Source organism: Nocardia sp. NPDC051321 (genome assembly GCF_044455225.1).
Lineage (GTDB): Bacteria > Actinomycetota > Actinomycetes > Mycobacteriales > Mycobacteriaceae > Nocardia.
The window spans coordinates 47946-73095 of record NZ_JBITEM010000024.1; the positions used below are offsets into that span (position 1 = coordinate 47946).

Annotated in this window: 21 protein-coding genes; 8 read left to right on the forward strand and 13 right to left on the reverse strand. The window is 67.6% G+C overall.

Going from position 1 to position 25150, the window contains the following annotated elements:
• Positions 1-12: 12 nt before the first annotated feature.
• Positions 13-1818 (reverse strand): FAD-dependent oxidoreductase, encoded by a 1806-nt coding sequence (locus ACIA8C_RS40355; RefSeq protein WP_397144298.1) that lies wholly within the window; start codon positions 1816-1818, stop codon positions 13-15.
• 95 nt (positions 1819-1913) lie between these two features.
• Between ACIA8C_RS40355 and ACIA8C_RS40360 the strand changes: the two genes are divergently transcribed.
• The 3 genes from ACIA8C_RS40360 (at position 1914) to ACIA8C_RS40370 (ending at position 4957) form a co-directional block, all read left to right on the forward strand.
• Positions 1914-2609 carry a TetR/AcrR family transcriptional regulator gene (locus tag ACIA8C_RS40360; protein WP_397144299.1) on the forward strand — a complete coding sequence of 232 codons (696 nt, stop codon included), beginning with the start codon at positions 1914-1916 and terminating at the stop codon, positions 2607-2609.
• Positions 2610-2734: 125 nt separating this feature from the next.
• Positions 2735-4114 carry a polysaccharide pyruvyl transferase family protein gene (locus ACIA8C_RS40365; protein ID WP_397144301.1) on the forward strand — a complete coding sequence of 460 codons (1380 nt, stop codon included), beginning with the start codon at positions 2735-2737 and terminating at the stop codon, positions 4112-4114.
• 3 nt (positions 4115-4117) lie between these two features.
• Entirely contained in the window at positions 4118-4957 is an 840-nt protein-coding gene (locus tag ACIA8C_RS40370; RefSeq protein ID WP_397144303.1) for a glycosyltransferase family 2 protein, read from the forward strand.
• 61 nt (positions 4958-5018) lie between these two features.
• Here ACIA8C_RS40370 and ACIA8C_RS40375 read toward each other — a convergent pair whose 3' ends face one another.
• Positions 5019-5618: an MspA family porin gene (locus ACIA8C_RS40375; protein WP_397144305.1), complete on the reverse strand. Its 600-nt coding sequence runs from the start codon at positions 5616-5618 to the stop codon at positions 5019-5021.
• Between the two features lie 234 nt (positions 5619-5852).
• A complete protein-coding gene (locus ACIA8C_RS40380; protein WP_397144307.1) occupies positions 5853-6965 on the reverse strand; it encodes a transferase in 1113 nt (370 codons plus the stop codon).
• 55 nt (positions 6966-7020) lie between these two features.
• Here ACIA8C_RS40380 and ACIA8C_RS40385 point away from each other — a divergent pair, with 55 nt between their 5' ends.
• Complete coding sequence (locus ACIA8C_RS40385; protein ID WP_397144309.1) at positions 7021-7572, forward strand: dTDP-4-dehydrorhamnose 3,5-epimerase family protein; 552 nt, start codon at positions 7021-7023, stop codon at positions 7570-7572.
• A 13-nt stretch (positions 7573-7585) separates the two neighbouring features.
• Here the strand turns inward: ACIA8C_RS40385 and ACIA8C_RS40390 are convergent, their stop codons facing one another.
• Genes ACIA8C_RS40390 through ACIA8C_RS40405 form a run of 4 tightly spaced genes read right to left on the reverse strand, consistent with a single transcriptional unit; the run spans position 7586 to position 11341 of the window.
• A complete protein-coding gene (locus ACIA8C_RS40390; protein WP_397144311.1) occupies positions 7586-8632 on the reverse strand; it encodes an NAD-dependent epimerase/dehydratase family protein in 1047 nt (348 codons plus the stop codon).
• A 2-nt stretch (positions 8633-8634) separates the two neighbouring features.
• Positions 8635-9285, reverse strand: a complete 651-nt coding sequence (locus ACIA8C_RS40395) for a PIG-L deacetylase family protein (RefSeq protein WP_397144313.1) — start codon at positions 9283-9285, stop codon at positions 8635-8637.
• Positions 9282-10058: a glucose-1-phosphate cytidylyltransferase gene (locus ACIA8C_RS40400; RefSeq protein WP_397144315.1), complete on the reverse strand. Its 777-nt coding sequence runs from the start codon at positions 10056-10058 to the stop codon at positions 9282-9284. Before ACIA8C_RS40400 ends, ACIA8C_RS40395 begins: the two co-directional genes overlap by 4 nt.
• Positions 10055-11341 carry a class I SAM-dependent methyltransferase gene (locus tag ACIA8C_RS40405; protein WP_397144317.1) on the reverse strand — a complete coding sequence of 429 codons (1287 nt, stop codon included), beginning with the start codon at positions 11339-11341 and terminating at the stop codon, positions 10055-10057. The genes ACIA8C_RS40400 and ACIA8C_RS40405 overlap by 4 nt, the downstream gene beginning before the upstream one ends.
• Positions 11342-11834: 493 nt before the next feature.
• Here ACIA8C_RS40405 and ACIA8C_RS40410 point away from each other — a divergent pair, with 493 nt between their 5' ends.
• A complete protein-coding gene (locus ACIA8C_RS40410) occupies positions 11835-13346 on the forward strand; it encodes a sugar transferase (protein WP_397144319.1) in 1512 nt (503 codons plus the stop codon).
• On the opposite strand, the gene ACIA8C_RS40415 is transcribed toward ACIA8C_RS40410, so the two are convergent.
• The 3 genes from ACIA8C_RS40415 to ACIA8C_RS40425 all read right to left on the reverse strand — a co-directional run bounded on the left by ACIA8C_RS40415 (position 13340) and on the right by ACIA8C_RS40425 (position 17399).
• On the reverse strand, positions 13340-13996 hold the full coding sequence (locus ACIA8C_RS40415) for a heme oxygenase (biliverdin-producing) (RefSeq protein ID WP_397144321.1): 657 nt from the start codon (positions 13994-13996) through the stop codon (positions 13340-13342). The genes ACIA8C_RS40410 and ACIA8C_RS40415 overlap by 7 nt on opposite strands.
• Positions 13997-14103: 107 nt before the next feature.
• A complete protein-coding gene (locus ACIA8C_RS40420) occupies positions 14104-15630 on the reverse strand; it encodes a threonine/serine exporter ThrE family protein (RefSeq protein WP_397144323.1) in 1527 nt (508 codons plus the stop codon).
• A 131-nt stretch (positions 15631-15761) separates the two neighbouring features.
• Positions 15762-17399, reverse strand: coding sequence for an FAD-dependent oxidoreductase (locus tag ACIA8C_RS40425; RefSeq protein ID WP_397144325.1), 1638 nt, complete (start codon positions 17397-17399; stop codon positions 15762-15764).
• Between the two features lie 126 nt (positions 17400-17525).
• On the opposite strand from ACIA8C_RS40425, the gene ACIA8C_RS40430 reads away from it, so the two are divergent.
• Positions 17526-18158, forward strand: a complete 633-nt coding sequence (locus ACIA8C_RS40430) for a TetR/AcrR family transcriptional regulator (RefSeq protein ID WP_397144327.1) — start codon at positions 17526-17528, stop codon at positions 18156-18158.
• Positions 18159-18169: 11 nt separating this feature from the next.
• On the opposite strand, the gene ACIA8C_RS40435 is transcribed toward ACIA8C_RS40430, so the two are convergent.
• The gene (locus tag ACIA8C_RS40435; RefSeq protein ID WP_397144329.1) at positions 18170-19519 is read right to left on the reverse strand and encodes an LVIVD repeat-containing protein; all 1350 of its coding nucleotides are present in this window, start codon (positions 19517-19519) and stop codon (positions 18170-18172) included.
• A gap of 274 nt (positions 19520-19793) precedes the next feature.
• On the opposite strand from ACIA8C_RS40435, the gene ACIA8C_RS40440 reads away from it, so the two are divergent.
• The gene (locus ACIA8C_RS40440) at positions 19794-21257 is read left to right on the forward strand and encodes an ABC transporter substrate-binding protein (RefSeq protein WP_397144331.1); all 1464 of its coding nucleotides are present in this window, start codon (positions 19794-19796) and stop codon (positions 21255-21257) included.
• A 111-nt stretch (positions 21258-21368) separates the two neighbouring features.
• Complete coding sequence (locus ACIA8C_RS40445) at positions 21369-21611, forward strand: hypothetical protein (protein WP_397144333.1); 243 nt, start codon at positions 21369-21371, stop codon at positions 21609-21611.
• A gap of 100 nt (positions 21612-21711) precedes the next feature.
• On the opposite strand, the gene ACIA8C_RS40450 is transcribed toward ACIA8C_RS40445, so the two are convergent.
• Complete coding sequence (locus ACIA8C_RS40450) at positions 21712-22167, reverse strand: DUF6294 family protein (protein ID WP_397144335.1); 456 nt, start codon at positions 22165-22167, stop codon at positions 21712-21714.
• 104 nt (positions 22168-22271) lie between these two features.
• Positions 22272-25112 (reverse strand): tetratricopeptide repeat protein, encoded by a 2841-nt coding sequence (locus tag ACIA8C_RS40455; RefSeq protein WP_397144337.1) that lies wholly within the window; start codon positions 25110-25112, stop codon positions 22272-22274.
• Between the last annotated feature and the right edge of the window lie 38 nt (positions 25113-25150).

The window sequence follows — 25150 nt, forward strand, 5'->3', positions numbered from 1 at the left end:
GCTACCGACGAGTCACCCCAGATCGAACAGATTCGGCTGCCCGGCGCGGTAGCGCGCGGCGTCGGCCTGCCGCAGCGGCTCGAAGGCGGAAATCGACTCGCGGGTGAACATCTGGACCCGCGCGGCGGGCGAGCCCGCGGCGTCGAGCAGCGCGTTGACCGCGGTGCGGCCCGCCTCGTTGGCGCCCTCCATGGTGGCCAGGTCGAAGTTGGTGCGCACGTAGTCGGCGGCGAGGAACAGGTTGGGGATCTTGGTGTGCGCGTTGGGCCTTGCCGCCCACGAGCCGATGGTGTTGATCAGCAACGGTTCATCGCTCTGGTTCTGCCCGTTCTGCCAGGTGATACCTGGGTCGAGCAGCCAGTCTCGTACGATGCCGTCCTTGAGCTGGATCTTGCCGTCGTCGTTGAGCGCGGCGGCCAGCTGGGCCCAGGTCTCCTGGTAGATCTCGTCGTGGGTGCAGTTCTTGGCGGTCTTGCCGAACAGGATGCCGGGGGTGTCCCAGTCGGAAATGTCGATGGTGAGGCCGTCGTTGATGGTGCCGTCGCCGTACTTCCCGGCGTAGTCGACATCCCAGAACGCGCACTGGGAGTACGAGGTCAGCCGCCACGGTGCGTCGAGGTAGATGTTGTATCCCGCGCCGAGTTCCAGCTTTTCGGTGACGAACATCTGCATGCCGCTCATCCAGTCGACGGTGAGTTCGTCCATGCGCGCGAGATCCGGGTCGAGGCCGCGGATTTCGGGCGTCCAGAGGCGCCGGGCGCGATCGGTCGGCACGGCACAGACATACCAGTCGGCTTGGTGCAGCCGAGTCGATCCGTCCGGCATGCGGATTCGGGCGCCGCCGATCTGATCGCCCGCGATCTCGAAGCCGTCCAACGCGTGTCCGGGCCGGAACCGCACACCCATGTCGGTGAGCATGGCGAGCCACGGATCCAGCCAGGCCTCGTTGGTCGGCCCGTTGAGCACCTCGTAGACCTTGGGTCCGCCGGTGAGCTCCTGCAACAGGGCGAGGAAGAAGCCCTCCATCATGTTGCCCATCGTCCGAGTGCTGGCGACGTACTCTTTCGCCGCGACCAGCGCGCGCGTCAAACCCGTTGCGGCGAGGGCCTGGAACTGTGGCGACCGGGTCGCGGCACCGACGAAGTCCCACCAGCTGACGTGCTCCCACTGGCCGAAGCGGCGGTCCTCGCTCGAGGTCAGATAGGTGACCACCCGCCCGGCCATGTGGATGGCCTCTGGCAGCGGGATGAGGTTGTTCTTCAGGAACCCCTCGACCAGGATGCGCTGCAACCCATCCGGGGTGAGCGCCTGCCGCGGATCGAAGTAGAAGCCGAACATCAGCGGGAAGCCGTCCGGCAGATTGTTCGCGCGCGGATAGCGCGGGTCGTTGACCGAGAACGGAATCAGGTTGTCGTGCACCGTGTTCCGCGTACCGGGGAGTGGGATGCGGCGCATGGTGTCGTGCACATGGTGATAGAACGAGGTGAAACCGCGGGCCCCGTGCTCACCGGGTAGCGGCGCCCGGCCGTCGACGCCGGTGCCGGGCAGCGGGATCGTGCGTGACTTGCCGCCGAGCTCCTTGCGGTCGAACACGGTCACCTCGAAGCCGCGCTCGGCGAGTTCGTGTGCCGCGGTGAGCCCGCCGATACCGGCGCCGAGCACCGCGACCGTGTTGCGGGATGGGCCGTTTCGCCTGCGTGTCACCTGAGCCGCCGCCGGACCCGCGGTCGCCGCCAAACCGGCGGCTCCGGCCAAACCCGCCGCGCCACGCAGCACCGATCGCCTGCTGACCGCGCTGTCCCGATATTGAGCTGTCACTGCACGACCCCATTTCTGACTATCCTGATAGTCATATTTAGCAGATGAACGCGCGCGATGGGAGACAATGCCGGGATGACGAGCAGGGGCGACTGATGAGCGGGGACGCCAAGCAGCGACGGCCGGTGCGGCCATACGGCGGGGTCGGGGCGGCGGACCGCGTCGCGGCGCGGCGGAGCAAGCTGCTGGACGCGGGCCTGGAACTGTTCGGGACCCAGGGCTACGCGGCGACCGGGGTCAAGGACCTGTGCCGCGCGGCGGGGCTCACCGACCGGTACTTCTACGAATCGTTCGGTGGCACCAAGGAATTGTTCGCCGCCGTGTTCGACCGGGTCATCGCGGAGCTCTTCGCGGCGGTGGCCGTCGCCGTCGACGCCGAACGGGCCGAGGGAACCCGCAAGCTGCGCGCGGGCATCGGCACGTTCCTCACGGCGCTTGGCGCGGATCCGCGCACCCTCCGCATCGTCTTCGTCGAACCCACCGGGGCCGGCGCGGAACACCGTATGCGCGAGGCACTGTGGCGATTCGCCCGGCTGGTCGCCGCGACCGCCACCGATGCGCGGCCCGAAACACGCCCGCCCGCCGAACTCGTGGACATCTACGCACTGTCGGTCGTTGGCATGCTCGAGCGCGTTCTGGTCGAGAAACAGGGCGGGCGGTTGGACGTGCCGATGGACGAACTCGTGGACTATTGCACGGCGTTCGCCGGTGCTTCGCTCAGCGCGCTCTACACCGGGCGGATAACCAAACAATCCGGTCGGCACGAAGTACCTTCGCGCGCAACGGAGTAAGTTGCCCGGAGCTGTCGGGTAACTCTGCGCGCGGTAGCCGCGATGCATAGCGTGGGGTAGATTTCACAACGAGTTCGTGCTCGGCACGGACCGACCCGCGGGGGGCTGGCGGGAGGGTATGGACAGTGGGGACCGTAGGTTCCGAGGCCGAGCGCGCCGATATCGCAACGGGCGATATCAGGGTGCTCGTCGAAAACGGCGAATATTGGCTGCGCAACCGCGGCGATATCGCGATGATGGCCGTGACGGTCGAGCGGCTGCGCGCACGCTGGCCGCGCGCCAGGATCGGGGTGCTCACGCACCAACCCGGCATTCTGCGGGCGCTGCTACCCGAGGCGGAGCCGCTATGCGGACCCGACTGGAGCTGGGGCCGCGACGGCTGGTCCGGACGGCTGAGTCGTTCGGCGGGAACACGTTTGGTCGGTCCGGCCGCGCTACGCTGGCGGGCGGTGACCGACGGGCCGAAGGACCGGCTGCGCGCACTACGCTCCGCGGCACGGCGACGCAACGCCGGACCCGGCATCACCGAACACGTCGCGACGCCGGAGCAGACCGAGTTCCCGGTCGAGATCCCGGCCGCCGTCGAGCAGGCGTCGCTGGTGCTCGCGCTCGGCGGTGGGTACATGACCGACGTCGACCGCTACCAGGCGCACCGCACGCTGAACCTGCTCGAACACGCGCGCTCGCGCGGCATTCCGACGGCCGTGGTCGGCCAGGGCCTCGGTCCGCTGCGCGATCCGGCGCTGGTGCGGCGCGCGGCCGAGGTGCTGCCCGACGTCGATTTCCTCGCGCTGCGCGAGGGCAGGCGCGGCCCAGAACTGTTGTCGCGGTTCGGCGTCGCGCCGGGACGGGTGCTGGTCACCGGTGACGACGCCGTCGAATTCGGTTATCGCCTGCGGCAAGCCAAGATCGGCGCGGATATCGGGCTGTGCCTGCGGGTGGCGGACTACTCGCGTGTCACTGCCGCCGCGCAGGCGACGCTGGGCCGGGTGGTCCGCGCCTGCGCCGGGCAGCTCGACGCCGGGGTGGTGCCGCTGATCATCTCCGAATACGCCTCCGAGGATCGCCTTTCCACGCTGCCGCTGCTCGCGGGGGCGCCCAGTGCGCGTCCCGCCGTAGGCCGGGGTGGCACGCCGCACGATGTGGCCCGTCAGGTCGCGGGCTGCCGGGTGCTGGTCACCAGCGCCTACCATCTCGCGGTTTTCGCGCTGTCCCAAGGTATTCCGGCGGTCGGCATCACCGCCTCGGAGTACTACGACGACAAGTTCCACGGGCTGGCGCAGATGTTCGGCACCGGATTGCGGATCGTGCACCTGGACGACCCGGCACTGGACAAGACGCTCACCGAGGCCGTGCGCGCGTCCTGGGACGAGGCACCGGCGGTACGAGAGGCCTTGCAGCAGAAGGCAATCGAACAGATCGAAGCCAGCAGGGCCGGGCTCGAACGGGTCTTCCGCCTGGTGGAAAGCGGACCGGTGCGCCCGGCCCATCAGCTAGGGGGATAAGTCATGACGAAACTGTCGGTTTGCGTTCCTGCCTATAACTCGGGACGCACCCTGGCCACCACCCTGCGCTCGGTGCTCGACCAAGACGTGGACTTCGAACTCGTGGTGCTCGACAACGCGAGCACCGACGACACCGGCGCCATCGCGCACGCGATCGACGACCCGCGAATCCGGGTGCTGCGCAACGACTCCGTGCTACCGATCGGCGACAACTGGAACAAGGTGATCGCCGCGTCCAGCGGCGATCTGATCAAGGTCGTCTGCGCCGACGACGTGCTACGCCCTGGCGCGCTGGCCACGCAGCTCGCGGTGATGGCCGACGACCCGACGATCGCCATCTCGTCGAGTCGCTTCGAGGTGATCGACGAGGACGGCGCGCTACTGGAGAGCGGACTCGGTCTGGCCGGACTGCTCGGCAGGCAGAGCGCGCGGGCGCTGGCCAGGGTCATCGTGCGGCGCGGGCCCGCCGATTTCGGGCCGACCGCGGCGGCGATGTTCTACCGCAAGCACTTCGACCTGGTCGGTGGCTTGCGCGGCGACCTGGTGTTCCCGATGGACGTCGATCTGTTCGCCAGGGTCTCCTCGTTCGGTGCGTTCTTCGGCATGTCGGAAATCCTTGCCGCCTGGCGCAATTCGTCGTTCAACCTGTGCAGCCGCACCTCGACGGTGAGCAAGCTGACCGACATGTACCGCTTCCATCACCGCATCGCGGGCGATTATCCGCACCTGGTGAGCCGCGGCGACGTGCTGGCCGGCGATACCCGGCTGGCGCGGGCGGCGCTGTACCGCCTGCGGGTTCGTACCGTGGCGACCGTGCGGAACCGCCCGGATCTGCTGGTCTGATCGCACCGACACCGAAGCCGCCCGGACAGTGTCAGGGCGGCTTCGACGCGTCGGACGGGCTTCAGATGGTCCAGAGCCGCCCGTAGGTGTACACCGTGTCACCGTTGCCGCTGACGACCTTGACGAACGGCCGAATGGTGGTCTGGCCGACCACTCCCGTGACGGTGCCGTGGAAGCCGCCGATCCGGATCAGGCCCCCGGTGCCGGAGACGTCGCCGCCCGCGAACTCGACGGTCTGGATGCCGGGACCGAGGCCGACCTCCAGTTCGATGCCAGCCCGCGGAATCAGCCCGTTCAGCTTGAGCAGCGCACCGCTGTCGCCGCCCAGATCCAGCCCGAGATCCGGTGTCGAGTAGCCGAACTTCAACCGCCCGCTCAGCGTCGCCGGATAGCCGACCTGATAGCCGACGGTGATGTGCCCGCGCCAGTCGCTCGCGTTCGGGCCCGCGACCTTGAACGACGCCTCGCCGGTGTGAAACCACTCGCGGGTGAACGGATTTCCGTCCAGCGGCGGCACGAAATCGATCCTCGTGTCGGACTGGATGGCCTCGATCGACCGCTCCTGCTGATCGATGACCTGGTTACTGCTGTCGACGACCGCTGCCGCGGTGCCGGTTCCGAAGGCCAGTCCCGACGCCAACACCGTGGCGATCGCGAACATTCGGACACTTCGGCCGCATTGCTGCGTGTTTTCCCTCATCAGGTTGTCCCCTCTGCACACACACCTGGCCGAGCGTGGTAGTTCGCTCGACGCCCGCTCCCCAACACACGGGAGCGAAGAACTTCATCGATCATCGGGGGCTGTCAGGTGTTCGGTAAACGAAATCATGTCAGAACAAGCGCATAGAGCAAACGGGCAACAAACGCGCTGGGGGGCAGCGAATTCGAGGCAACTTTATCCTCCCTTGACGGTCGAGTCGGCCGGGTCGTCGACAATCCAGCAACCGTCGAGTTCCGGATAGCGGGCGCGGACCTCGGGCAGCAGATCGGGCAGCGTCAGCAGCACGAGATCCGGTCGGGCCGCGACGAGTTCGGCGGGCGCGATGATGGGCACGTCGGTGCCCGGCATCCGGCGTCCCTGCTTGGCCGGCGAGGCGTCGGCGACGGCGGTGATCAGCCCGCGATCGACACCGGCAAGGCTGAACAACGCCACCGCGCGGGACGCCGCACCGTACGCGTAGACCCGATCACCTTGCGCCGCATGCCTGGTGAGCCAGCGGCGCAACACCTCGGCATGCCCGTCCGCGGCCTGCTGCAGGGTGCGCACGGCGGCGTGCTCGGTGTATTCGCGTTCCCGCGTGCGGATCTCGCGCGCCGCGGCATCGGGTTGATGCGTGCCGTGCCGCGCGGCGACGAGCACGGTGCCGCCGTACAGGTCGAACTGCCACGCGGTGGTGATACTCATGCCCGCGGCGGTCAGCAATCGGCTCAGCGCGGACAGCGAATAGTAGGCGAAGTGGCCGTGCCGCAGCGCGTTCCATTGACCCGAAGCGACGATGGTCGCCAGCGAATGGAACTGGATCAGCAGCAGGCCCTCCGGTGCCGTCGCCGCGGCCCGCTCCGCGAACGCCGCGCGCTGATCCGGCTCGTGCATCAGGCCGAAGCAGTCGAGCACCACATCGGCGACACCGTCGGTCGGGGAGTAGCCGCGGCCGGTCAGCAACGGCACCCAGGTGCCGCCGTGCGGGCTGCCGAACTCGCGCACCGTCTTGCCTTGCAGCAGACCGGCTTTCGCGACCTTGGCGACCGCGTCGGCGGCTTGGTCGCGTAGTGCCGCCGGTTCGATGCCGCGTGGTTCCTCGGCTCGGGTGTCGTCCTCGGCCAGTTGTGCGAGACCGCAGGGGGCGCACCGGTCCATCCGGAGTGGATGGGCGGTCTCGCCGAGGCCGACCGGGGAGGTGGCCGGTGGAAAGTAGTCGGCGGCGGGGACCATGCCGAGATCGAGCACCGGGCTGAGATCGATGCTCGCGCAACCCCGGCAACGGCGTGCGTCAGCGCGGGGATACATGGGAGGCCCCTGCGTTGCGCGCCGCGGACGCGGGTACCCGTGGCACCATGGCGTGGTGCGCATCGAGCAGACCGAGCTTGCCGACGTCCTCGTGTTGATCCCCGAACCGTTTCGCGACGATCGCGGCCTGTTCACCAGAACCTTCGACGCGGCGGAGTTCGACGCCTGTCTCGGCGCCGCGGGTGCCGCGGCCGCGTTCCAGCAGGATTCCCAATCCCGTTCCGCCGCAGGCGTTGTCCGCGGCATGCACGGGCGCTCCGGGCGCGGTGAGGCGAAGCTGGTGCGCTGTGCGCACGGCGCGGTGCACGACGTGCTTGTCGACCTGCGGCGTGGCTCGCCGACGTTCGGCAGGCAGCAGGCGTTCCTGCTCGACGACCAGACGTTCCGGCACCTGTACGTGCCGCCCGGATTCTTGCACGGCTTCCAGGCCCTCACCGACGGCGCCGACGTCTGCTACCGCATCGATCGCCCGCACGACCCCACCGAGGACATCGGCGTCGCCTATCACGATCCCGACCTGGCCATCGCCTGGCCGCGGCCGGTCACCCTGGTGTCCGCCCGCGACGCCGCCGCTGGCAGCTGGCAGCAGCTGCTCGCGGCGTTGTGACGGCGGCCGGTGCCTAAGTAGCCGGAACACGGGCGGTGCCTGGCTGCACCCGGCGCATCGACTCGTCGAGCACGCCGGCGTCGCGCAGCCTTTCCAGCTGCGGCAACCGGGTGAACTTCTGGAAGAAGTCGTCGTAGGTGAGGCCGCGCGCGGTGTACTCCTGGAACAGCTCGTCCGCCCCGGCCTGCACGGTCCACAGCGCGCGAAACCCGATGGCGGCCCGGGCCGCCGAGAAGTCCACCCGATAGGAGCGCGGATCGGCCCCGCTCTCGCCGGTGATGTTCAGCCGCGAGCCGGGCACCGCCTCCACCACCGCGCGGGCGATGTCGGCGACGGTCAGGTTGTTGGCCTCGGTGCCGATGTTGAAGGCGCGGCAGTGAATTGCCACGGGCGGCGCGGTGAGGCAGTTGGCGAACGCCCACGCGATATCGCGGGCGTGCACCAGCGGCCGCCACGGTGTGCCGTCGGAGAGCACCTTCACCTCGCCGGTCAGCGCGGCGTAGCCGACCAGGTTGTTGAGCACGATGTCCGCCCGCAAACGCGGTGAGAATCCGAAAGCCGTTGCGTTGCGCAGGAATACGGGGGAGAAGCCGGAGTCGGCCAGCGCCGCGACGTCGTCCTCCACCCGTACCTTGCTCTCCGCGTACGGGGTGATCGGCCGCAGCGGCGCGTCCTCGGTGACCAGATCCGCGCCCGCCGCACCGTAGACCGAGCAGGTGGAGGCGTAGAGGAATCGCCGCACGCCCGCCTCCTTGGCAAGCCTGGCCAACCGGACCGACGCGTGATGATTGATGGCGTAGGTGAGCTCGGGCGCCAGCGCGCCGAGCGGATCGTTGGACAGCGCGGCGAGATGGATGACCGCGTCGAAGCCGCGCAGCTCCTCGACGGTCACGTCCCGCAAATCCATGGTGAGTCCTGGCGGATCGCCGGGCAGCTCGCCGAGCACGCAGTCGGCGAACAAGCCTGCGTCGAGACCGACCACCTCGTGCGCGTTGGCGCGCAGGATCGGCGCCATGACGGTGCCGAGGTACCCCTGGTGACCGGTGAGCAGAACCCGCATGGCTAGGAACCTCCGAAATCGATGACAGCCTTGTCGAGCACGAACGCCTCGGCGTGCCCGCTGTGACACTGCACGCCGCGTAGCCGGGTCAGGGCGCTGAAGGCCTGCTCGTCGAACCAGTCCCGATGTGCCTGGGACGGATAGTGTTTCAGCAGTAGCCGCGACTTCTCCTCGGCGAGCGCCGCGCTGAGCCGGTGGTACACGCTGGGGGTGGGAATGTCGCTCTCCCACTTGAGGATCTCGTAGCCGAGCACCAGATGGTCGCGGAACTCGGTCGGCACCAGTTCGGCGAGCAGCCGGTGATCCTGGTGCGCGTCACCGCGTTGCGGCGCGAAGACCAGGTCGGGATCGATGCGGGCACGAAAGGTGTTGAGTTCGTTCTTGATTCGGTCCCAGTGCGCGGGTGCCCTGCCGTCGGGCAGGTCGAGCACGGTGAGGTCTATCTCGGCGCCAGGACAGAACCCGTCCAGCGCGCGGGTTTCCTCGTCCGCCCGCGCGGTGCCGCCGCCGGACAGCACCAGGGCGCGCACCCGCAGGCCCGGGTACCCGCGGGCCAGCGTCAGCAGCGTGGCCCCCATGCCGATGGCGATGTCGTCGCAATGCGCGCCGAGCACGGCGATCTCGGCGACCGCCCCGACGTTCAGCCGGATCACGCGTTTTCCCAGACCATCCACGGCCGGCTGCCGGACTGATAGCCCGCGTCGAGTTCGGCCCGCTCCTTGAAGGTGTCGGCGGGCTTCCAGAATCCGAGATGCTGGTAGCCGAAGAGTCGTCCTTGCCCGGCCAAGGTGCCGCACGCGTCGGCGACCAGATCACCGCCCGGCGGCAGCAGGTCGAAGATCTCCTGGCTGAGCACGAAGTAGCCGCCGTTCTCCCACAGCGGCATGCGTGACACCGGCATGATCTCCTTGACCTCGCCGGTCGGTTTCATGTCGACGCAGTGGAACGAGGACTGCGGTGGCACCACCATCATCGAGGCCGCGGCACCGGAATCGGTAAACTTGTCGATCATTTCATCCAGGGGTGCGTCGGTGAGCACGTCGGCGTAGTTCGCCAGGAAGTGCTCGTCGCCCGCGACGTGCTCGCGCACCCGGCGCAGGCGTTCGCCGATGGGAGATTCCCGGCCGGTATCGACAAAGGTGATCTTCCAGTCGCTGATGTCGGAACTCAGCATCTCCACCCGGCCGTCCCGGATGACGAAGTCGTTGGATACCGACTCCTGGTAGGTCAGGAAGAAGTTCTTGATGTGCACGCCGCCGTAGCCGAGGCACAGGATGAATTCCTTGTGGCCGTAGTGCGCGTAGTAGCGCATCACGTGCCACAGCAGCGGCCGAGGACCGACCAGCTGCATGGGTTTCGGGATCATGTCATCGGTGCCATCACGCATCCGCATGCCGTATCCGCCGCAGAACAGCACAACCTTCATCGCGCTCCCCTCCCTGTCATTTCCTTGTGTCGTGCGCTGTTCACGTCGTTGTGACTGGTGAGATCGGCACTGTGCAGTGCCGGGAGCGGATAGACCAATTGGCCTCCCCACGAGGCGATGTGGCCGAGCTGCTCGGTGATCTCGGCCTCGAGATTCCACGGCAGCACCAGTACGACGTCGGGTCGATCCCGCTCGATCCGGTCCGGGCCGTAGATCGGGATCCGGGTGCCCGGGGTGAATCGTCCGTGCTTGTAAGGGTTTCGGTCGACGGTGTACTCGAGCAGGTCGGTGCGGATGCCGCAGTAGTTGAGCAGGGTGTTGCCCTTGCCCGGCGCGCCGTAGCCGACGACGCGCTTGCCCGCGGCGCGCTGGTCGAGCAGGAACCGCAGCAGGTCGTGCCGGACGGCCTCGGTGCGTGGCCGCAGCCGGCTATAGCCCTCGACCTGATGCAGGCCCGCGTCCTGTTCCAGCCGGAGCACTTCGTCGACCCGGGGACTGGGGACCGCGCCCACTTCGGTCGGCCTGGCCCACAGCCGGATCGAGCCGCCGTGCGTGTCCAGCAGTTCTACGTCGATGACGGAAAGATTCGCCGTCGCGAGCGCCCGCTGCGCGGAGTGCACGGTGTAGTACTGGAAGTGTTCGTGGTAGATGGTGTCGAACTGGCCGAGCCGCAGCAGGTTCAGCGCGTGGTGCACCTCGATGGAGAGCCAGCCGTCGTCGGCCAGCAGCGTGCGTAGCGAACGGGTGAAGCCGCGTAGGTCCGGCACGTGGGCGTAGACGTTGTTGGCCACCACCAGGTCGGCCGGGCGGTGCGTGGCGCGGATCTTCGCCGCGGATTCCTCGTCGAGGAAGGTGGTTTCGGTGGGCACGCCCGCCGCCCTGGCGGCGTTGCCGACGTTCACCGACGGCTCGACACCGAGACAGGGGATGCCCGCCGCCACCGCGTGCCGGAGCAGGTAGCCGTCGTTGCTGGCCACCTCGACCACGAACGAGTCCGCGCCGAGGTCGAGTCGCTGGATCGCCTGTGCGACAAAGGTTTCGGCGTGGCGGACCCAGCTGTCGGAGTAGGACGAGAAGTACGCGTACTCGGTGAACGTCTCCGCCGGGGTGATCAACGCCGGAATCTGCAGCAGCAGGCAGTCCGCGCACAGCCGAAGGTGTAGCGGGTAAGTTGATTCCGGAAGATCGAGTTCGGCTGCCGTGAGGAACTTCTCGCACGGTGGCGTTGCCCCCAAGTCGAGCACACTGATCAATCGTTCGGAATCACACAGTCGACACAGCAACGCAGCCCACCATTCTGCCTAGAGTCGTACCTCCGGCGCATTGCCGGCGCACCCCTGACGTCGACCCGATCCAGTGAGACGTTACAACGAAAGCCCCGCGTGTCGTAGCCGAAATCGGCTGGGCGGGAGGTAATTTCCGGTACTTTTCCACCGTTTCCGGCGAGTAGCTTCCGCACCGCTACCTAGGTGCTTAGTGGATCGGCCGTCATGGGACGAATTCGCCTGCGGGTAGCGAAAGTTCGCGACCTGGCCACATATGTCTCCGAGTGCCGAAAACATACCGGGGCGGCAAACCGACCGTTCCTTTATCCGCTACCGCGTGGAACACTTTGCCGCCCCCATGATTCGACATGTGAAACGGATTGTGTTCTGTAACAATCGGCTTCTGGGTGCCGACGGATGGGTCACCCGACGCGGTCAGGATGGTGCCGTGGGGACCGATCGATGTGGATCGGGGGGCTTCCTTTTTTCTCCCATGGGGAGGTGCGTTTCCATGAGCTTCGAGCTCGCCGACGACGACGACCTGGACTATCGTCGATCGCCGAACACCCTGCCGCGCTCCGAGCGTGAACGATGGCAGGGCGAGTATGTAAGGCGCTTAGGCGCAACGGATTTCGGAGTGATCGTGGCGGCGATGGTGCTCGCCCAGGTCATCCGATTCGGCGGACCCGCCGCGCCGCCGCTGGCGTGGCATCTGCCCTATGAAGTCGGGTACACGGTTGTCTCCGGCGCGCTCGCGCTCGCCTGGGCCGCGTTCCTCGCGGTCGGTCACACCCGATCGCCGCAGGTGGTTGGCAGTGGCAGTGAGGAGTATCGGCGGCTGGTCTCGGCGACGCTGCGACTATTCGGTGTGCTCGCGATTGTGTCGCTGGTCTTCCAGATCGAGTTCGCTCGTGGCTATTTGGCCATTGCGCTACCGCTCGGTCTGTTCGGCTTGATGCTGAGCAGATGGCTCTGGCGGATCCACGCACGACAGCTACGCGGGCGCGGGGAGTACCGGACCTCGGTGCTCGTCGTCGGCTGCGCGGAGGCGGCCCAGGCGATGGCCAATGCCTTCGCGGGCGATCCGGCTTCGGGATATCGGGTGGTCGGTGTGTGTATTCCCAATGGGCGCAACGAGATCACCGAGTACATCCGGGAACCCTCGGGGCACACGTTCTCCGTGGTCGGCAGCGACCGCACCGTGCTCGACGCGGTGCGCCGCAGCGGAGCCGACACGGTCGCGGTCACCGCGACCGATCACCTCGGTCCGATCGAATTGCGCCGGATGGCCTGGGAACTCGACCCGCTCGGCGTCGAGTTGATCGTGGCACCCGGCGTGGTGGATATCGCGGGCACCCGGTTGACGAATCGCTTCGTCGCCGGAGTGCCGATGCTGCACATCGCCAAACCGCAATACGATCGCGCCAAGTCGACCGGCAAGGCGGTGTTCGACATGTGCTTCGCGGCCGCGGTACTGGTGGCGATCGCGCCGACCATGCTGGCCATCGCCATGGCGGTGAAGCTCACCAGTCCGGGCCCGGTGTTCTATCTGTCGGAGCGAATCGGGCGCAGCGGCAAGCCGTTCCGGATGATCAAGTTCCGCAGCATGTACACCGAGGCGGAGGCGGGCGTCGACGCGCTCATCGCGCGCAACGGGGGCAACCCGGTCTTCTTCAAGATGAAGGACGACCCGCGAATCACGCCCGTTGGCAAGGTGATCCGCAAGTTCAGCCTGGATGAGCTGCCGCAGTTCTTCAACGTGCTGCGCGGTGAGATGAGCGTGGTCGGGCCGCGCCCGCAGGTGCAGCGCGAAGTCGACAGCTACGACGGCGAGATGCGGCGCAGGCTGCTGGTGAAGCCGGGGGTGACCGGGCTGTGGCAGGTGAGCGGCCGCTCGGACCTGTCGCTGGAAGATTCGGTGCGACTTGATCTTTCCTACGTGGAGAATTGGTCCATGGTGCTGGATCTGCTACTCATCGCCAGGACGATCGGCGCGGTGACGCGTGGCGCGGGGGCCTACTGAGCCGCCGGAAACTCCTGGGCCAGCTCCATGAACACCGCGGTGTTCATGGCGTAGGCCCGCTGTCCCTCGTCGAGCACGCGGCGGCGTTCGAGATCGTCGAGCGGCAGCACGTCGAGCAGGGCGCGGTATTCGCGCTTGAACGCGGCCGGGTTGGTGACGGCGTCGAAGACGTAGAAGCGGACCCCGTCGCCGCGGTGCGGCAGGTTCCACAGCTTCTCGGCGGTGTCGCGGACGATCTGCCCGCCGGACAGGTCGCCCATGTAGCGGGTGTAGTGGTGGGCGATGTAGCCTGCGGGCCAGTCGCGGGCGCACTCGTCGATGCGCGCGGTGTAGGCCACGGTCGCGGGCAGTGGCTCGAGCTCGTCGCGCCACCGCGGACCGATGAGGTGGGCGAGGTCGCGCTCGAGCTCGGCGGTGCGGGCCAGCTCGGTGCGGATGAACGGCCCGGCGACCGGGTCGGCGGCGAGGCTGTCCCAGCGGGCCTCGAGCGCACGGTAGACGAACCAGAGTTGGCCGGTGTAGCGCTGATACGAGTCGATGCCGAGCGCGCCGCCGAGCATGTCGGTGATGAACCGCGAGCTCCGCGCGTCGGCGTGCTGCTCCTCGGTGGCACTGCGGATCTGCTTCGAGAACGGTGCTGCCTCTGACATGACCGAACCACCTCACCTGTATCGCCGGCGGGCGGCCAGCAAGTATGGCTACCCTAACTAACCTGTCTGACGATACAGGTTTCGAGTGCGGGACGCACCCACTTGGTTCACTGAATGGGCGGCGGCCTGCGCCAACCCCTCGGCCGGATGCGCCGCACGATCGGGCGGCGCAGCGAACCGAAGCGACGCATGATGCGCGGACGCCGAACGGTACGGTCGAACCATTCTCCGAGGGTGACGCCGGCGGCAAGCGCGCAGCCGACGCCGAACGCGGCAAGCAACTGGTTGGCACCGATCACCAACTGATCGTTGAGCAGTGCGTTGAGACCGCGGTACAGCTTGAGACCGGGCAGCAGCGGCGTGATGCCTGCGACCGCGACGACCAGCGGGGGAGTCAACGCCCGCCGCGCCATCAAACCACCGGCCATGCCGATCACCGTCGCCGCGACGCCGGAGGAAAGCACCGGGCCGAAGCCCGCCTGCTGCACCATCAGAAAGCAGATCGTGCCCGCCGCGCCGCTGCCCGCCGCCGCGGTGAGCGCCCGCCGCTCCGCGTAGCAGGCCAGCGCGAACGCGAGCGCCGCGACCGCACCGGCGATGATCTTGACGGGCAGGTCGTTCATGGCGCGCGTCGTCAAGAGGAACGGCGGCACGGTGGCGCCGAGCATCCAGCCGACGCGCAGCGCGATCGCGATGCCCGCGATGATGCCGCCGGTCATCATCATGACCTCGAGCATGCGCGCGGTCGCGGTGATCGGCGCACCGGTTATGCCGTCCTGGACCGCGCCGACCAGTTGTAATCCACTGAGCAGCACGGTGATTCCGGCCGCGATGATCAGTGACGGATCCACGTCGATGCCGAGCGGGCCCGCCAGCGTGGCCAGCACGACGGCGGGCGTCGCGGCGATCACGCCGCCAACCATGTGCTGGAAGAAGAACGGCAGGCCGTAGCGATTGAGCACCCGATTCGACCGGTCGATGGCCAGCGTGGTGCCGAAACTGACTGCCGCGACGACGATTCCGCCGCCGAGCAGCGCCGCGATCGCCGCGGCGAGCAGCGACCAGCCGAAGGTGGCCGTCCAGCGGTGGTAAGGATGCGGCGCCTTGGTGATGGTGTCCAGCGCCGCGCGCGCGTCCTCCGGTGCGACCACCTCGTTGCGGATGCGCCGGGTCAGCCGGTCGACGGCGGCGAGCCGGGTGAAGTCCAGCGATCGGTAGCGGACGATGCGCATACTGCTGGCCGGCGACAGCCGCGGGCCGCGATCGGTCCAGATCCTGATGGTGTCGTAGGTGACGTCGACGTCGCAGCGGACCAGTCCGTAGGTGGCGGCGATGAAGCGGACCTGGGTGGTCGTATCGATCACGCCGGTCCCCGAGGCGAGCACCACCTCGCCGACCCGCACCGCGAGATCCAGCACCTCGGCGACCGCCGCGTCGTCGGTGAGGTCGATCGGTTGCAGCGGTGAGGGTGCCGCGACGATCGTGTCCGCGGTCGCCGGACGATCGGCCACCAGCTTTCCGACCGCCTGACTCACCACCGGGATTCGTCGTCCGCGTCGGAACAGCCGTCGCCGGCCGAGATGATCGACCCGCGTCTCCGTGCTGTCGCCTCCCTGCAGCGTGCTTGAATCCATGCACGCGAACGTAGTCACCTTTCGGCGACCTTCGCATCCGGGCTGGCACAACGGCCCGCCGGTCGCGTGTCGAACACCCGAGCCGACGGTGCGCCGGGACGACGGAGGGCCGCCGTCCAGGCCGGGATAGATCAGACCCGGGTGTCTTCGCGGGCGAGCAATCCGGTCAGTGCGAGCCGCAGTTCGTGCCCCGGCTGCGCGGGCAGATCGGTGGCGCGCCAGGCGACGAATCCGTCCGGCCGGATGAGGCTCGCGCCGGTGTCGGTGATGCCGTATGCCAGGTGGAACCGGTCGTCGATATCGTCGAAATCGGTGCCGATGTGATAGACGCCGAGATCGAGATCCGTTGCGGCGGAGACCGTTTCCGCGGCCGCGCGCCATTCGCTGCCAGCCGCGCCGAGCAACAGGGTGAACGTGCCGTCGAAGAGATCGAGGGTGGACAGCGTCGTTTCGTCCTGCCGCAACCACAGGTGCGGTGCGCGGACGCCGGGGCGACCGCTTGGGTGGCGGGGGTCTTCGACGGGCTCGTCCGGGGTGCTGGTTTCGGAGTGGATCGCGGCGGAGCGGTACCGGTAGCCGAGGATCATGGTGAGGTCGTCGATGGTGGCCGCGTCGTCGCCGGTGCCGCTGTGCCTGCCCTGCAGCCGCTGCATCGCCTGATCCAGTGTGACGAATGCGACAGGACGGCGTTCGTCCTGATAGCTATCCAGAAGCGACTGGCCTGCTTGGCCTTTGAGGACCGCGGCGAGTTTCCAGGCGAGGTTGGCCGCATCGGCGATGCCGGTGTTCGCGCCGAAGGAGCCGGTGGGCGGGACCACGTGGGCGGCGTCGCCGACGAAGAAGATGCGCCCGGTCCGGTAGCGGTCGGCGACCCAGCCGCCGATGCGCGTGGTGGCGACCTTCTGGTTCGATCCGGCCATCAACGGCACGAGGGTGAGGTCGAGGTGCGGGTCGCCGATCGCGCGGCGGGCCAGTTCGAGGCAGCGCTGCTCGGTGAAGTCGGCAGCGCTCCGGCCCGTCTCGGCGCTGAAGGGGATGCCGAGTGACCAGCGGCCGAATTCGCGGCCGGGCACGAGCGCGGTGCCCTTCGTCGGCTGGTCGAAATAGCCGAGCAGGAATCGGCGGTCGCGCAGCGCGGCGCCGAGGTCGGCGTCGAAGACGAAGCTGGCGGCATTGATCAGTTCGCCGGGGCCTTCGGCGCCGATGCCGAGTTGGGTGCGGATGCCCGCCCGATTGCCGTCGGCCGCCACTAGGTAGTCCGCGTGGATCTGTCGCTCGGCACCCGACGCGAGATCGCGGACCAGGGCGGTGATTCCGTCCGGGGTGGCGTCGAAGGAGATCAGCTCGGTGCCGAATCGGATGTCCGCGCCGTTGTTTTCGGCGTCGGCGCGCACGACGCGCTCGAGTTCGTCCTGGTCGATCATGGCCCAGTCGGTGGGGCTCAGGGTGGCGGGCGGGCGGACCTGGGTGAGGATGTCGACCCGGAAGCGTTCCTGGCCCGTCAGGGTGTCCGCGCCGATCATCTCGGGGAAGTCGGCCAGGATCGAGGTCCGGGCGCGGATCGCCGGTTCGAGCCCGAGGGCCCGGTAGATCTCCATCGAGCGCGGGTTGAACGCACGGGCCTGCGGTTGCAGCGCGGTGGACGAGTGTCGTTCGACCAGGCTGGGGCGGATTCCCGACCTGGCCAGGAACAGCGCGGTGGACAGGCCGGTGATGCCGCCTCCGACGATGAGGACCTTGGTCTGCTGAACATCTGACTGTGTGTGCACGGCGAGCTTCTCCTGAGCGACGGAACGGTCCTGCCATCATTCAATCGATTGAACTTCTCTGTCAACTGTTTGGTTGATTAACTCGCGTCGATGACTGAAACTGCTATGCGTATGTAGAATGACGTCGTGCCGTCGCCGAAACCCCGCAGGTCGCCCAAGCCGCAGGAGCGCCAGCGCGACCCCGAACGCACCCGCCAGCTCATCCTGGACGCGGCCGAGGCCGAGTTCGCCGCGCACGGATTCAAGGGCGCGCGGACCGCCGCGATCGCGACCCGCGCCGGGGTCAACCAGCAGCTGATCTCCTACTACTTCGAGGGAAAGGAAGGCCTGTACCAGGCCATGTCGCAGCGGTGGCAGGCACGCCAGCGTGACCTCGTCCCCCCGGAAACCCCCTTGGACGAACAGTTACGCCGCTACGCGCTCGAAGCGACCCACAACCCCGACGGCGTCCGATTGATGGCCTGGGGCGGACTCGAATACAGCGGCCCCGACAGCGACCCGGACCACGCGCCGCGCGCGAAAATGCTCGAACGCAGCGTCGAGGAGTTGCGCGCCATGCAGGCCGCGGGCCGACTTCCCGCCGAACTCGACCCGGCCACCCTGCTGGTCATGCTGATGGCCGCCGCCATGGCCCCGACCACGCTGCCGCACGTCATCGAGGGCGTCTGCGGAACCGACCCGCGCACACCGGAATTCATCGACCACTTCGCCGGCCAGGTCGCGCTACTCGTCCAAATGCTCGGGCGGGCAAGCGAATAACGCACGACGGGTCAGGCCGTCAGCTTCAGGATGTCGATGCCCCGGTGGTTGTCGGCTACGTAGGCGAAACCGCGGTGCCAGTACGGCGCCCAGGCGGCCGCGTCGGCCGGGCGGTAGTAGGCGATTTGCTTGGGGTTGGTCGGGTCGCTGACGTCCAGGAATCGGGTGCCCTGCGCGTAGAACGACTGGACCAGAACCTTGTCCTGGACGTCGAAGTAGTGGGCGGAGCAGTCGGCGGAGGCCGGGTCGCTGCCCTCCTGGCCCGCGACGCCCCAGGTGCCAACGGTGTTGAGGCGGTACGGTTTTTGCGGGGTCGAGCGCCAGCCCTCGCCGCCGTAGGAGCCTTCGAGGGAGGCGATGACCAGGACGCCGTCGCCCGCGCAGCCGTCGACGAAGCTCTCCTCGGTGGCGTAGATGAGATTGCCGTTGTCCCAATGTCCGCTGCCGCCACCGTCTTTCGAGCGGCCACCGACCGGGCGGAAGCTGTTGTGCATGAACTTGGACGGTGCGGCCGTCTCCTTGATGCCGCCGCCCGCGTAGGGGACCGGTTCGTTGGCTGTCGCCATCCGCAGTTTGCCGGTCACCGGATCCTTGTGCATGCCCGCGGTCCAGTAGCCGCGCACGCCGCCGCGGCCGGATGCCCAGGCGACGCCTAATTCGTCCACCTGAACGTCGTGCACGTAGTCGGTCTGACCGTCGTTGCGCGCCAACTCGATCGGGTTGGGGGAGACCTTCGGCTTGCGCGGGTCCCTGACGTCGGTGACCCAGATCGGGCGCCCGCCCCAGTCGGCGGGCATGTTGTCCGCCTTGGCCGGACCGCCGGTCCACAGGTATTGGCAGTCGTTGATGCAGGTGGTGGTGTGGCCCGCGGGGACCTTGACGTAGCTGAGCACGGTCGGCTTCTCCGGCTTGGCCAGGTCAACCACGTAGATGCCGGACTCGCCGTTGTGCACATTGCCGCCGAAGGCGCGTGGGTCGCGGGACAGGAAGACCCGCTTGCGCACCGGGTCGACCTCGGTGTCCTCGGTTTCCCACATGCCGGGCATGTTGAGCTGGCCGATCAGTTTCGGCGCCGCCGGGTTGGCGGTGACGTCATAGGTCTTCAGCCCGAACTCGCCGGAGACGACCATGACATCCCGTGGGCCGTACTGCAGGAACTGCAGCGAAATCGCGCCCTGTGCGTCGGGGACATTGCCGACCGCTTTGACGTTCTTCTCCGCACCGGGCGTCCCGGTGAGTTGCGGAGCCGCGCCGTGCGGGCCGTCCTCCTCCCCGCAGGCAGCGGCGGGCAGCACGGTGGCGGCGAGAGTCGCCGTGACGGTGATCAACAGCAGGGACGACCGGAGCAACAAGCGGCGCACAACTACCTCCCTGCGAGACGCGATCGCTGTGTGACCAGGGATTCCTGGTCGTCGAGTTGACCTCACTGTAAGTGCGATGCTGGTGCGCGCGATCCCCATATCGCGATAAGTCGAACTGGGGAACAACTTTCGCGTGGTGAGCCGGGTAAGGCCGGGTAGCGCAGTGTTTTTCACAGCGGGGAAAGTTAATGATGTTGGTATGCAGGATGTGCCGCGCCACGGGTCATGGTCAGCTGTCCTTGTTCGGTGGGGACGAGCGGCGGGTGCGAACACAGTGACGCGCCTTGTCGTCGTGTTCGCGATGCTCTTGCTCGGCAGCACCGGCTGTGGCGAATCGTCAGCGCCCGCACAGCCTGGCGTGCTGACGGTCGGTGTCCGCGAACCGGCCAGCCTGCTGCCCGCGGACTTGCGCGACCAAGCGGGCCGGATGCTCGTCGGCGCGCTGTGGACACCGCTGGTCGACTACGACGCGGCCACCGGGAGGATCACGCCGCGGGCCGCGGCATCGGTGTCCAGTGCGGACCAGATGACGTGGGAAATAACGCTGCGCCCGGACGGCCGGTTCCACGACGGGACGCCGGTCACCGCGAAATCCTATGTGGACACCTGGCATACGGTCGCGGACGAGCGGTGGGCGGGCGCTGGCGCGCTCACCGAGGTGTTGCGTCCCGTCGCGGTCACCGCGCCGGACGACCACACCGTGCGGATCGTGCTCGATCGGCCTTTCGGCCAGGTACCCGCGGTACTGGCTTCGCCCGCGCTGCTTCCCCTTCCGGCATCGGTACTGGCAACCCGGGATTGGGCGGGCTTTGCCGCCAACCCGATCGGCAACGGCCCGTTCCGGATGGCGGAGTCATGGCGGCCGGGCTCGGGCGGCCGACTTGTTCGAGTCGCCGAAGCGGCCGGTAAGGCACGCGAGATCCAGTTCCGGGTGGGTGCTTCCGCCACCCAGTACGACCAGGTGAAGTCGGGCAAGCTCGATCTGGCCAGCGAGGTCCCCGGCGAGCGGCACGACGCCATGCATCACGATTTCGCCGATCGTCACGCGATGTGGCCGCTGCCGGAAGTCAGCTACCTCGCATTCCCCGTGTCCGATAAGCGATTCGAGGACGCGGCGGTGCGCTATGCCTTCGCCATGGCCGTGGACCGCGAGGCTATGGCCGCGGATCCCCTTGCGCACCAGGTCGATCCGGCGCGCGCGATACTGCCACCCGGCGTTGCGCCGGGCGAACGCTCCGGCCCGTGCCGGCCATGCGTGCACGACCAGGCCGCCGCCAAGTCGCTGCTCGGCCAGGTCAGCTTCGCAGGCCCGGTCGCGCTGTACTTCGATGCCGGACAAGAGCAATGGGGACGGGCACTCGCCGACCAGATCGGCACCGGGCTCGCGGTCGAGGTGACCGCGAAACAGCGTGGCGACGAGACGACTCAACCCGGGGACGGTCCCTTCCTGGTGACCCGTTCGCTGAACACGTCGAGCCCGCACGAACTGCTTGCCGCACTCGCGAAGGCGGCCGGGTATGCCGACGACGGCTTCGCACAGCTGCTGGCTGCCGCCGATTCCGTTGGCGCATCGGCCGATAGCGGTCAGCTGTACCGGCTCGCCGAGAACCAGTTGCTTCGCGATCTTCCGGCAGCGCCCCTGTGGTCGGGTCATGGTCATGCGGTCTGGGCATCGCGTGTGCGTGAGGTGACGGCGATGCCGCTGAACGGGATAGACCTCGCCTCGATCTCGGTGTGAGCTGGATTCGATTTGACTGTGACGCCGGACACATTTGATCTTCCGGGGAACCGTGCGTGATCTTGTACGTCTAATCCGATGACAGACAACAGCATTCCGGAGGGGAATTACATGAAACTTCGCACAGCCATCGTGTTCAGTTTCGCGGCGATCATGGGCGCGAGCCTGATCGGTGCCGGTGCGGCGGCGGCGAGTCCGCCGGTGCCTGGCGACGTGCAGCTAGACGGCAATGGGTGCCCGATCCCGCCGCGGGGTCTGGACGGCAAGCCGCTGCCGCCGCCGTCGGGTCCCGACGGTCGGCCGCTGCCGCCTCCGTCCGACTACAACGGCAACCCCTGCCCGCGCCCTGAATAGTCATGATGGAGACCGTCGGCGGACCTCGGCACCAAGGGGATTCGGGTCCGCCGACGGGACTCGGCAGGTCGTGTCTCGCCGAGCGAGGGATCTGTCGTCGCTAGCAGTGGTTCTGCAGCTCGATCCTGGTCACGGTTCGAAACGCTTCGGGCGGATAGGTTTTCTGGGCGTTGTGGATCTTGTCCAGATCCCAGTTGTATCGCTGGGCCGAGGACGGCAGGTTGAGGACGAACTTGCCGAGATCGCCGCCGGTCGCCCAGTTGTTGACGATATTGCCGAGATACCGATGGTTCGCATCGAACAGTGCGGCGTGCATGAGCCAGGCGTCGTTGTCGGAACCACTGGTGACCAGTCCGTTGAACTCGGCGTAGCCGTCGCTGTGCAAGACCCAGCGCGCGCCTTGGAACATCGTGCAGTCACCCACTGTGATGTCGCCCCAGGTGAAGACCTTGTCCGGGTCGGCATGCCCGACGGGCATGGTTGTGAGCGCGGTTGCGGAAGCCAGTCCTATACAGACGGCAAGTCGGACCAAGGTGCGACGAAAGGCAGTGGTCATGATGAGTTCCCCCGGTGATGACAATTTGCTGACCAATATTGTCGGCGTGTATCTGGCGACGCGTCAATGCATTGTCAACGCGCCACGCCGACAGATTTTTTCGATCACCTCGCGCGTTCAGCCTGTGCCGTCCATTCGGCAACATTTCGGGTGATGTCCAGCGTGCCGCGGTCTTGGGGGCCGTAGAGACGCACCCAGATCGCGGGTAGATCCGCGCCGAGGTCGAGTGCGGCGGTGTAATCACCATGCCCGGCGTAGAACCGGGCCAGATTCTGTCTGGTCATGAGGCTGAACGGGTGCTCGACGCCGGAAACCTTCTCGCGCGTCGCGAGCACTTCGCGATATATGCGCGCGGCGCCATCAGGATCACCGCAGGCCGCGGTCCACCTTGCGAGGCTGTCCTCAGCCCACATCGTGGTGCTGTGCTCGGGGCCGAGCGTGCTTTCGCACAGGGGCACGACCTCGAGCGACTGCTGTCGCGCCCGTTCCGGGTCGCCCGCTTCGCCGATCCAGCGCGCGTACTGGTCGCGGGAGTGCAGCACGTCGGGATGCGTTGGGCCGAGTAAACGTTCGAGCTCCGGTAGGAAGGCGGCGTACTGATCGCGCGCACCGACGATGTCACCGGCCTGCCCGGTAGCGAAGCCGAGATCGGCGCGGATCCGCAGCTTCTCCCGTTCGTCCTGCTCCAGGTCCAACAGCTCGGTGAGCATCGTCACCGCCTGCTCAGGGCCGCCGGTCTGGGTATGCCAGTTGGCGAGTTGTACCCGCGGCAACAGAGTCAGCGGATGATCGCGGCCGAACATCGCGGTGCAGTCCTCGACGAGGCCGGCGAACATCGCACGCGCCGCGAACGGCTCGCCTGCCTCGCCGGTCCAGCGTGCGAAGCGGTCGCGGGCGGCCAGTAGATCGGGATGCTCGGGTGGCAGCGAGTCCTGGAAGGCTACCAGCCAGTTCGCCCAGGACGCTCGATTGTCGATCGGCCGCCGCTTGGTATCGGCGGCGTCGAGGAATGCTAGTGCGCGAGCAGAGTTTTCGCTGGCCAGATAATGCCGCGGCGCCGCAGTGTGCGCATAGACATCGATATCAGGGCCGGCCACGGTGTCGAATGCGGCGGCGAGTGCGGCATGCGCGTCGAACTGGGCGTTGGGCCATTGCGCGCAGACGATCTGCTGCAGCGAGCCGGTGAATGCCGCGTGGGACAGCCCGATTCGTTCATTGTCCTGACCGGGATGGCCACGGGCGACCAGTACACCGAGGTCGACGATCGCATCGCGGAGCTGCGGCAGGGCCACCGAACGGCCGAGCCGGCGCAGGGCTTCGTGGATCAGCGACAAAGGTGCGGTCGGACCGACGCCGACCGCGGCGAGCAGCGCGCCGACCGGCAGCGCGAGATCGGCATGGACGGGGCGTTGCCGGGTCGTGTGGAATCGCATGGCCACCAGGTCATCCAGGTCGGTCCTGTCGAGACGCGTTTCTCGCCAGTCGATTTCGGTGATCAACCGGGGGATCAACCAGCCGCCGCGCACATCGTCGGGCAGGTCGTGCACGGCCTGATCGAGCCCGTCGGGAATGGTCCCTTCGGTGCTGGTCAACTCCCGCAGCGCCTCTCGTGCGGACGGCGGTTGCAGGTGCACACGCCGCGCGTGCGCGATATCCGGATGGTCGACCACGTCGGTTCCCGAGCGGATGCCGACGATCACCCGCACGTGCACCAACCGCTCATCGGTGGTGAGGGTGGCGATGGCGGCTACGACGCTGTTGCGGCATCCCTCGTCCGGTTGATCGAGGCCGTCGATCAGGATGCGGATCCGTCTGCCCGCCGTCCGGAGCCGATGCAGCGGCCGCACGATCTCGATCTCGAAGGCGCTGAATCGCTCCCGGTCGGTGAGCTCGGCCTGTACTGCCTGGCGCACTGCCGTGAACTCGGCGCCGAATCGCGCACCGAGTTGGTCACGCAGTTCGACGAGCACCGACTCGATGGTGCTGGCGACATCCAGAAATACTGCCGCCGTGATGAATTCGGCGGTCAGCGCGCTGAGCGTATCGACAAGGGCCGGTCGGATGAGCAGTGACATCAGCGTGGATTTCCCGGCACCGGCCGGTCCGATCAACGCCTGCAAACGATCGCCGCTCGCCTCCACGATGTCGATGAGAGTCTCCTGCACGCCGGCGGTCAGCGAGACGCTGCGCACCAGGTGATCGACCAAACCCGCGGCGGGCCTGCCGGTCACCGCGTCTCTGGATCGGGATCGGTTGGGCACCAGCCAGAGTCCTTGGTCGCCGCGGCGCACCTGAGTCCCGTTGAACGACAGGTGTCGGGGGGTCTGCTGCTGACACGCGCTGTTCAGCTCCGGGGTGAGGTCGGCGCACAGCAGGTTCGTTCCGCTTCCCGGCAGGCCGCTATCGAAGGTGCGCAACAGCGTTCGACTGAAGCAGCCGTCATAGGCATTGCCGTAATCAGAGGCGACGAGCAATTCCATCCGGCCCGCCGACTTCTCCAGCATCCGCACCCAGCGGTTTCCCGCGCCGAGCGCGCCCGTGCCCGCCTCGCACGCATCGACGAGGACGATCAGCCCGTCCAGCGATCGCGTGTTGCTCAGTTGTTCGGCGACGGCATTGACCAGGTGGAATCCGGAATCCGAATCCAGCGGCATGGCCGAATCGGCGGCGAGCAGGTAGAAATCGTCGTCATTGGTGGTGAACCCGTGGCCGATGAAGGCGATCAACAGCGTCGCGCCCAGCTCGTCGGCCCGGCCGAACGCGGCCTTGATGCTGCGTTTGAGTTGAGCAATGGTCGGGTCCAGTACCGGGCCATCCCCGATCGGGAGCCAATGACCGACCGTGGTGAAGGCCGAGTACAGCCCGGCGGCCAGCTCGCCGGTGAATCCGAGTGGCGGGAGTTCCCCGCACTCGGATCCGATGACCAGAGCCAACCTTTCAGCCATGTGAGAACTATCGGCGAGGGTGGGGCGTGGCACAACCG